The organism is Kitasatospora sp. MY 5-36, assembly GCF_001182915.1.
In the GTDB taxonomy this organism is placed as follows: domain Bacteria; phylum Actinomycetota; class Actinomycetes; order Streptomycetales; family Streptomycetaceae; genus Kitasatospora.
Genome location: NZ_LFVW01000875.1, coordinates 1 through 3,667 on the forward strand (window position 1 = coordinate 1; position 3,667 = coordinate 3,667).

Genomic DNA, 3,667 nt, shown 5'->3' on the forward strand with positions numbered 1-3,667 from the left:
CGAGGACTGGCGCGGCTGGGCCGCCGGGCTGCGCCGGCGCTTCCGCGAGCGGTTCTGGGTCGACGACCTCTCCGGCGGCCGCCCTGCGGCCGGGCTGGCCCCGGGCGGCCAGCCGCTGCCCGCCGTCGCCTCCTCCCTGGTGCACCTGCTGGACACCGGGCTCGCCGTCGACGGCGGTCGGCACGAGAGCCTGCTGGACCGCGAGCAGACCCGGCTGCTCGCCCAGCGCTTGGTCGCGCCGGAGCTGGACAGCGGCTGGGGCCTGCGCACTCTGAGCGCCAAGTCCCTCCGCTTCAACCCGCTGGGCCACCGCGGCGGCGCGGTGCGGGTCCACGAGACGGCGCTGGCGGTCGCCGGCCTGGCCGAGGCCGGTCACGAGAACGAGGCCGGCACCCTGCTGGAGGGCCTGCTCGCCGCGAGCGCCCACTTCGAGGGGCGCCTGCCGGAGATGTACGCGGGGGAGCAGCGCCCCCCCGGCTGCCCGCCGGTGCCGCACCCGGCCGCCTGCCGCCCGGCGGCGGTCTCCGCAGCCGGTGCCGTGCACGCGGTGTTCGCCCTCGCCGGGGTCCGGCCCGACGTCCCGGGCGGCCGGGTGCTGGTCCGCCCGGCCAGCACCGCACCGCTCGGCGAGCTGGAGCTGACCGGTCTGCGGGTGGCGGGCGAGCCCTTCTCCGTCCGGGTGAGCCGGATCGGCGTGGCGATGGTGGAGGAGGCGTCCGAGGACCTGCAACTCGTCGCCCGCTGAGCCCGCCGCCGCCCGCCACCGCCCGTCCGGGCCCGGTGTCGGTGACACCGGGTCACCGGCACCGGTCCCGTCCGCTCCCGGCCCGGCGCGGCCCGTACACGAACCGCGCCGGGCCGGGCGGGGGCCACCGGCCAGGAGCGGCCACGCACGGGCCTGTGCTTATCGTCAGAGAGACGACTATGATCGTCGCCATGTCGCGCTACGATCCGTCGGCCTTTCCTCCGTTCGCTGTCACGGTTGACCTCGTGGTGCTGACGGTGCGCGACCACTCGCTCTGCGCCCTGCTGGTCAGACGAGGCGAGCCGCCGTTCCAGGGGTACTGGGCGCTGCCCGGCGGCTTCGTCCGCCCGGACGAGGGCCTGGCTGAGGCCGCCTCCCGTGAGCTGGCCGAGGAGACCGGCCTGCGCGCCCACACCGCCCCCGGCCAGGACGCGGTCGGCCCCGGTGCGGCCGGCGCCCACCTCGAGCAGCTCGCCACCTACGGCCACCCGCAGCGCGACCCCCGGATGCGCGTGGTCAGCGTCGCCTACCTGGTGCTCGCCCCCGACCTGCCGACGCCCCGGGCCGGCGGCGACGCCAGCGGCGCCCGCTGGGCCCCGGTCGGCGAACTCCTCGGGGAGAACCCGGCCGACGGTGTCCCGCTCGCCTTCGACCACGGCCTGATCCTCGCCGACGGTGTGGAACGCGCCCGCTCCAAGATCGAGTACTCCTCCCTCGCCACCGCCTTCTGCCCGACCGAGTTCACCGTCGGCGAGCTGCGCCGGGTCTACGAGGCGGTCTGGGGCGTGGTGCTGGACCCGCGGAACTTCCACCGCAAGGTCACCGGCACCCCCGGCTTCCTGCTGCCCTCAGGCGGCACGACGACCCGTCAGGGCGGTCGCCCGGCCCAGCTGTTCACCGCCGGCGGTGCGACCGTCCTCAACCCGCCCATGCTCCGCCCGGAGTCCTGACCCCCGCGGGCCCTGTGCCCGGTCCTGTCCCCAGCCCTCCGCCAAGCCCTCTGCCCAGCCCGCCCGGACCCGGTACCGACCCGCCGTTGCGCGGTACCGGGCAGCCGAATGGCCTGGCCTGGCTGCAGACCCGGGGGCGTCGGCGCAGAGTGTCGGTGGACGCTCCGACCGCCCGGGCCGGAGGCCTCCGGCCCAGGGAGTCCCGCGATGGCCATCAAGGACTGCGCCAACCAGCGAATCCTCATCGAGGGGCTGGCGGCGGACTACCGGAGCCTGGACAGGACCACCACCGCAACGGAGAAGGAACTGGCCGAGCTGCAGGCCGAGCACGCGGCGCCCGAGTCGATCGCCGCCGTCGAGGAACGGCTGGCCGCCGAGCGGGAGCGGTTGGGCGAGATCGTGGTCGAGGGCCAGGCCGCTGTCGACGACTTCCACGCGGAGTGCGGCGGTGAGCAGCTCCCGCCACCGCCCTGGCCTTCCCTGTAGGAGCCGCACCCCTCATCGGACACGGAGCCCCGCCCGTCCGGCACCACCGGAGCCGCCGACATCACCGGCACCACCGAAGCCACCGGAGCCGCCGAAGCAACCGACTCTGCCGGGACCCGGAACGGACCGGTCGACCGTGAATCGCAGGATCGGATTGTCCCCTGATCGGGTGAGGTGGGCAGCCGGTGGGCCCGTGCCGTTCCCGTAATGCCCGGAATAGCCGTCGCCGCCCCCTAATGTGCTGGCGCGGAGCCGCGCGGGTGCATGCCCGCCCGTCAGGGGTGCTCCGCGTCGAACAGCTCGGCCGAGGGCACGGGAGCAGCCAGCGATGATCCAGATCACCGGACTGACCAAGGTCTACCGCAAGGGCGCTCCGCCCGCAGTGCTCGACCTGACCTTCGACGCCCGGCCCGGCACGGTGACCGCGCTGCTCGGCGCCGAGGGGGCGGGCAAGTCCACCGCCCTGCGGCTGATGCTCGAACTCGAACGCGGCCAGGGCGTCACGCTCTTCGACGGCCGCCGCTACCGTCGGCTGCGCCACCCCGAGCGCGAGGTGGGGGTGCTGCTGCCCGGCACCGGGGAGGCCGCGGTGGCCGGACATCCGGGCCGCAAGGCGCGCAGCCACCTGCGGATGCTCGCCGCAGCCGTCGGCGTCCCGGCCCGGCGGGCCGACGAACTGCTGGAGCAGACCCGGCTGGCCGCCGTCGCCGGGCAGCGGCTGCGCACCTTCTCGCCCGGCATGCACCGCCGCCTGGCCCTGGCCGCCGCCCTGCTCGGCGATCCCGGCGCGCTGCTGCTGGACGGGCCCGCCGACGGCCTGTCACCGCGCAACGTCGAGTGGTTCCACTCCTTCCTGCGCTCCTTCGGAGCCGCCGGCGGAACGGTCCTGGTGACCACCCGCACGCCGCAGGAGGCCTCGCAGCTCGCGGACCGGGTGGTCACCCTGGACCGCGGCCGACTGGTGGCCGACCAGCCGGTAGCGGAGTTCCGGCGGACCAGGCTCAGCCCCGAAGTGGCCGTCCGGGGGCCGCAGATGGCACGGCTGGCGGACCTGCTGGTCAGCCAGGGCGCGGACGTCCGACGGGACGGCAGCGTGGGCCTCGCGGTGGCCGGCATCGCCCGCACCGAGATCGGCGAACTCGCCTACCGCCACGGGATCCTGTTGCACGAGTTGGCGGACCGGGTGGTCGAGCAGCCGGCGCCGCGGGTCGTCCTGCCGGCCGGCTCGGGCCGCTCCGGCCACCTCCGCCTCCACCCGGAACCCGGGGCGGGGCCGAGCCCGGAGCCGGCCGAGCAATCGAACCCGGAACCGGACCCGGCACCGAACCCGGAACCGAAGTCAGAGCCAGGCCCGCAGTCGGCCACGGAGCGGATCCCCGAACCGGCCGCCGAGCCCACCCCGGTCGGAGCCGTGACGACTCCGGCGGAACCGGCCACCGTCTCCGCCCCCGAAGCCTCCGTCCCCGAAGCCACCGCGCCCGAAGCC

3 protein-coding genes and 1 pseudogene are annotated in these 3,667 nt (G+C 75.8%); all 4 read left to right on the forward strand.

Going from position 1 to position 3,667, the window contains the following annotated elements; all coding sequences use genetic code 11:
* Nucleotides 1-745: pseudogene (locus AE652_RS37580) on the forward strand (glycogen debranching protein); the annotation flags it as partial.
* A 191-nt stretch (nt 746-936) separates the two neighbouring features.
* Complete coding sequence (locus AE652_RS37585; RefSeq protein ID WP_049659772.1) at nt 937-1,695, forward strand: NUDIX domain-containing protein; 759 nt, start codon at nt 937-939, stop codon at nt 1,693-1,695.
* A gap of 207 nt (nt 1,696-1,902) precedes the next feature.
* Nucleotides 1,903-2,181, forward strand: a complete 279-nt coding sequence (locus AE652_RS37590) for a hypothetical protein (protein WP_049659770.1) — start codon at nt 1,903-1,905, stop codon at nt 2,179-2,181.
* Between the two features lie 328 nt (nt 2,182-2,509).
* Nucleotides 2,510-3,667: ATP-binding cassette domain-containing protein (locus tag AE652_RS37595; RefSeq protein ID WP_159028675.1), on the forward strand; the 1,158-nt coding region annotated here is incomplete at its 3' end.